General features: G+C 75.7%; 6 protein-coding genes. 1 reads left to right on the top strand and 5 read right to left on the bottom strand.

Annotated features, from left to right (window positions below):
* Positions 1–69: 69 nt before the first annotated feature.
* Positions 70–573, bottom strand: a complete 504-nt coding sequence (locus tag KBX39_RS22845) for a SigE family RNA polymerase sigma factor (protein ID WP_043325145.1) — start codon at positions 571–573, stop codon at positions 70–72.
* Positions 574–709: 136 nt separating this feature from the next.
* Between KBX39_RS22845 and KBX39_RS22840 the strand changes: the two genes are divergently transcribed.
* Positions 710–1504 (top strand): DUF3152 domain-containing protein, encoded by a 795-nt coding sequence (locus KBX39_RS22840; protein WP_210872429.1) that lies wholly within the window; start codon positions 710–712, stop codon positions 1502–1504.
* 62 nt (positions 1505–1566) lie between these two features.
* Here the strand turns inward: KBX39_RS22840 and KBX39_RS22835 are convergent, their stop codons facing one another.
* The 4 genes from KBX39_RS22835 to KBX39_RS22820 form a co-directional block, all read right to left on the bottom strand.
* Positions 1567–2394 carry a DUF72 domain-containing protein gene (locus KBX39_RS22835; protein ID WP_198033342.1) on the bottom strand — a complete coding sequence of 276 codons (828 nt, stop codon included), beginning with the start codon at positions 2392–2394 and terminating at the stop codon, positions 1567–1569.
* Positions 2395–2423: 29 nt separating this feature from the next.
* On the bottom strand, positions 2424–3053 hold the full coding sequence (locus KBX39_RS22830; RefSeq protein WP_043325144.1) for a hypothetical protein: 630 nt from the start codon (positions 3051–3053) through the stop codon (positions 2424–2426).
* A gap of 235 nt (positions 3054–3288) precedes the next feature.
* Complete coding sequence (gene prfH, locus KBX39_RS22825) at positions 3289–3894, bottom strand: peptide chain release factor H (RefSeq protein ID WP_210872427.1); 606 nt, start codon at positions 3892–3894, stop codon at positions 3289–3291.
* Positions 3891–4988: RNA ligase RtcB family protein (locus KBX39_RS22820; RefSeq protein ID WP_210872425.1), on the bottom strand; the 1098-nt coding region annotated here is incomplete at its 5' end. The genes KBX39_RS22820 and prfH, both read right to left, overlap by 4 nt.

Genomic DNA, 4988 nt, shown 5'->3' with positions numbered 1-4988 from the left:
TGTCGTCGAGGTCCAGGCCGTCGGCCCGCTCGGTCGCCCGCATGGCCCGGCGCAGCTCGTCCATCTCGGTCACCGGCACGTCTCCTGCGGTCGGGGCGCGGACAGGCCGGCGGTACGCAGCTTCTCCAGCGCCCGGGACGAGGTGCTCTTGACGGTGCCGACGGACACGTCGAGTTCGCGGGCCACCTGGGCCTCCGGCAGGTCGAAGTAGTGACGCAGGACGACGACGGCACGTTCCCGCGCGGTGAGCGTGCCGAGCGCGGTGACCAGCCACCGCCGCGTCGCCACCTCCTCGGCCAGGTCGCCGCCGCTTCGCTCCGGGAGGTCGTCGCTCGGGTACTCGCGGATCGGCCGCCGCCAGGTGTCGACGAGGTGGTTCACCAGCACCGACCGGGCGTAGCCGTACGGGTCGCCGTTGCGGATCCGGGACCACGACGCGTACGTGCGCACGAGCGCGGTCTGCGCGGCATCCTCGGCGTGGTGGTGGTTGCCGGTCATGAGGAAGGCGGCGTGCGTCAGCCGCCCGGAGCACGCCCGCGCGAACTCGACGAACTCCGCGTCACCCCGGGCCATGCCGGTCCTCTGCACCTCTCACCCCGGTAGGGACGTGCGGGCAGCGGAAAAGGTTGAGTCCTCGCCGCACCAACTTTCGCGACGGGCCACCCGTCCTCATCCCCGTGCCCCCGACCGGGCACCGAGGGGAGTCGAGATGACCAGGACCGTGGACCGGACACGCGGTGGCGCGGCGGTGTTCGCGCTGGCGGTGGCGCTGGCCGGCTGCACACCGGCAGTGGCCGACCAGCCCGCAGCCACGCCGTCCGAGCCGGCCGGGCCGTCCGCTGCCGCGCCGGCCGCGTCGGCGGCGGCGCCCGTCCGGCCCCGGCCGGCGCGGATCGGCTATCCCGCCGAGGGCGGCAACCGGTGGCGGTTCGCCGCCGCCGAGCCGGCCACCACAGGGGGTACGGGCCGGCTGCTGCGCTACCGGGTGGCGGTGGAGCGCGACATCACGGGTCTGCCAGCGGCCGACTTCGGGGCGCAGGTCACCGGCATCCTCGCCGGCCCGGGTGGCTGGACGACCGACGGGCGGATCGCCCTGCGTCGCGTCGGCACCGACGGGCCCGCCGACTTCACCGTCTACCTCGCGACCCCCGGTACGCGCGACGACCTGTGCGGGGACGGTCTGGACCGGTACACGTCCTGCCGTAACGGGAACCGGGTGGTGGTGAACGTGGCCCGCTGGGTGCTCGGCGCGCCCGCGTACGGCAGCGACCTCGCCGCGTACCGCCGGTACGTGGTCAACCACGAGGTCGGCCACCGCCTGGGTCACGGGCACGAGCGCTGCCCGGGGCGGGGCCGCCCGGCGCCGGTGATGCAGCAGCAGACGCTCGGCCTGCACGGCTGCACCCCGAATCCGCTGCCGTTCCTGCGTGGCGAGCGGTACGCGGGCCGCTCCGGCGTGTACGACGACCGCCTGCCCCCGCCGGAGGGCGGCCGGCCGGGCTGAGGTCCGGGTCCGCGCGGCCGGGCACGCGCAGCCCGGCCGCGCAGGCGGACCCACGCCGGCGCTCAGAACAGCGTGGCCGGGCCGACCGGCTCCGGCTCCGGCAACGGCGCGAGCCCGGGCACCCGCTCGCGGACCTGGTCGTGGAAGCGGCGGGCCAGCTCGGGCGCGTCCGCGTTGTCCGGTGTGTGCACGAACACCGTCGGCGAGCGGCCCTCCCGCAGCCAGCCGGTGACCACGTCCAGCCACGGCTGCCAGCCCTCGACGGTGCGGGCCGGGTCGTCGCGGCCCAGGTAGCGCACGATCGGCCGGTCGGTCAGCGCCCGGGTACGCAGCGGCAGGCGCGGTTTGCGCGTCCACGCCTCCCGCTCCGCGTCGCTGGTGGGCGGCGTACGGAAGAACGCGGTGGTGTCGAACGGCACCCACTCCGCGCCGTGTCGGTGCAGCGTGGCCTCCAGCGCGCGTACCGCGCCGGCCTCGGTGAAGAAGGCGGGGTGGCGGACCTCGACGGCGTACCTGTGGGTGTCGGGCAGCGTGCGCAGGAACCGGTCGAGGTCGGGCACGTCGCCGGGGCTGAACGAGCCGGGCAGCTGGATCCAGAGCGCGTCCGCCCGGGGCCCGAGCGGCTCCATCGCGTGCAGGAACGCGCGCAGCGCTGCCTCGCCGCCGGTGAGCCGGTGCTCGTGCGTCACCGCCTTCGGCAGCTTCGGCAGGAAACGGAAGGCCGGGCCGGTCTGCTCGGCCCAGGACGCCACCGTCTCCCGGGCCGGGGTCGCGTAGAACGTGGTGTTGCCCTCCACGGCGTCGCACCACCCGGCGTACGCGCGCAGCCGCTCGTGCGCGGGCAGCGGATGCGGCAGGAAGCGGCCGGACCAGGACCTGTGCGTCCACATGGCACAGCCGACGTGCAGGCGCAGCCCGGTCACCGGTAGGGCCAGCTCGTCGAGTCGCCGCGCAGCGCCGCCTCCCGGTTCCACTTCCGGGTGAAGTACAGCGCGAGGCAGCCGAGCCCGGCGAGCACCGGGGCGAGCAGCATGAGCAGCAGTCCGGCGCCGAGCCGGAACCGGTCGCTCTGGATGCCCTCGGCGGTGGTCAGCGCGAACGCCTCCGCGCCGGCGCCGGTGCAGCTCACGAAGTCGGTGCCCATCCAGGCGATGCCGTCGGTGGCCAGCACCGGAGTGAACTGCCGCGGGTCGCCGCGGTCGCGCATCACCGCCGCGGTCCCCTCGGGCCGGGCCCCGGTCAGCTCGCTGGTCCGCTGCTCGCCGGTGGAGTAGACCCGGCTCTTCGCGGTGCACCGCACGGTGGCGGGGTCGACTGTGGCCGGGGTGGCGAGGATCAGGATGTTGCCGGGGCGTACGCCGGTGTCCCGCACCTTGATCTCGGCGCCGGGGGCGAACTCGGCGGCGGCGGAGAAGGTCGACGCGGCCGCGAACGGACCCGTCTGGGTCAGCAGGGCGAGGCCGAGGAACCCGGCCAGCAGGAACCCGCCCGCGCCGACGAAGATCCACATGGCGACCACGGCGCGGAAGCGCCGCACGAGCGGGCTCACCGGACGCGGTCCATGTCGCAGGCGCCGTCGGTGACCTGCCCCGGGTCGGAGGAGTACACGCTGCGCTTGGCACCGCAAGAGGCGAGTGAGAGGGCCCCTGTCGCCAGCGCCGCCGTCAGACCGGTCCTTCTCCGTCGCATCCGTCCTCCTCGCGCTCGCGCCGCGGCGGGCCGGGGCCGCCCGGTCGCCGCGACCACGGTAGCCGGGCCGGTCAGCGACGTCGGATCGGGCCGCGTCAGGGCCGCTCCACCCGTACCGGGTCGCCGCGCACGAGGTCGTCGTGGATCCGCCAGTGGGCGTCGACGCCCGCGCGCCGGGCCGCGTCGTCGTCGGCGGCGATCCGCTGTCGCAGCAGCTCGACCGCGATCCGGCGGTTGAGGTGCAGGTGCCGTTCGGTGTCCACCACCACGGTCCGGCCGGACGGCCGGTGGGTGGCCCGGACGGCGGTGCTGGCCTTGTTGCGGTGCTGGCCGCCCGGCCCGCCGGTGCGGCACGGCACGAACTCGACGTCCGCCTCGTGGAACGGCGTGACCACCACGTCGGTCCGGCACGGGCGCGCGGTGACGTACCAGTTCTTCCGCCCGTGGCCGGTCCGGTACGGGCTGGGCGCCTGCCAGCAGAGCGTGCCGGTCCACCCGGCCGCGAACGCCTCGGCCCCGGCGCCGCTGATCCGGACCAGCACCGACCGGTAGGTGCCGGCCCGGTCGCCGGGCACCGTCTCGACCCGCGCGGTACGCAGGCCCCGCCGGGCCGCCTCGGCCTCCAGGCGGGACAGCAGCCGGGCCAGCGCCCACGCGCACTCGGCGGGTCCGCGCCCGGCGGACAGCAGCAGCTCGGTCACCGGCGGCCCTTGCGGCCCACGTCCGGCGTCTTGTAGGTGACGAGCGGAACCGTGGTGGTGACCGGGGTGGCGAGGTCGTGCGTCACCAGGTCGCCGACGACCTGCTCGATGCGCTTGTACGCGGTGGGCGCCTCCTCGAACAGCAACTGCCGGTCGCCGCACACCACGATCGAGCCGACCGGCGTACGCCGCAGTTCCTCGACGGTGTGCTTGGCCCGGCCCCGGCGCAGCGCGTCGGCGCGCGACATCTTGCGCCCGGCGCCGTGCGCCACCGAGTAGCCGGCGTCCGGCCCGGCGTGCGCGGCCACCAGATAGGAGGGCGTGCCACGGGTGCCGGCGATCAGCACGTCCCGCCCGTCGCCCGGCGCCGCGCCCTTGCGGTGCAGGTAGCGCCCGTCGCGGATCTCGACCAGGTTGTGGCACTGGTCGACGACCGGCTCGGTGGGTTCGGCGCCGAGCGCGTACGCGACCCGCGCGGCCAGCAGCCGCCGGTTGAGCGACCCCCACCGCACGGCCGCGTCGTGCCGGGCCAGGTAGGCGTCCGGGTCGGGCGCGGGACCGGCGCCGTGCGTCTCGGTGTGCTCGCGCAGGATCCGTTCGCCCAGCCCACGTGATCCGGAGTGCACCACGAGCACCAGGTCACCGGCGTCCAGCCCGAGCCGCGTGGCGTGCTCCGCCGCGAGGATCGGCCCGACGCGGGCCAGCTCGACGAAGTGGTTGCCGCGCCCGACGGTGCCGAGCCCGTCGAGGTGCCCGGCCGGGATGTCGCCGTCCAGCACCGACCACGCCGGGTCGTCGGCGTCCGGGTCGAGCGCCCGGTCCAGGTCGGGGAACCGGGCCGCGAGCCGTTCCGGTACGACCCGGCGCAGCGCGATCGGGAACACCGCGATGCCGCACCCGATGTCGGAGCCGACCAGGAACGGATACAGCACCGTGGAGGACATCGCCGCGCCGATCGGCGCGCCCTTGCCGGGGTGCAGGTCGGGCATGGCGGCGACGTGCGCCATGCCGTCCAGGGCGGCGACCTGACGGCACTGGTCGAGCGCGGCGGACTCGATCCAGCTGCCGGGGGAGGAGAAGACGGAGACGGTGGC

The sequence above is a fragment of the Micromonospora sp. D75 genome, from assembly GCF_018070405.1.
Lineage (GTDB): Bacteria > Actinomycetota > Actinomycetes > Mycobacteriales > Micromonosporaceae > Micromonospora > Micromonospora chalcea.
The sequence above is the reverse complement of the archived record's forward strand: the minus strand, read 5'-3'. Positions and strand labels throughout refer to the sequence as shown.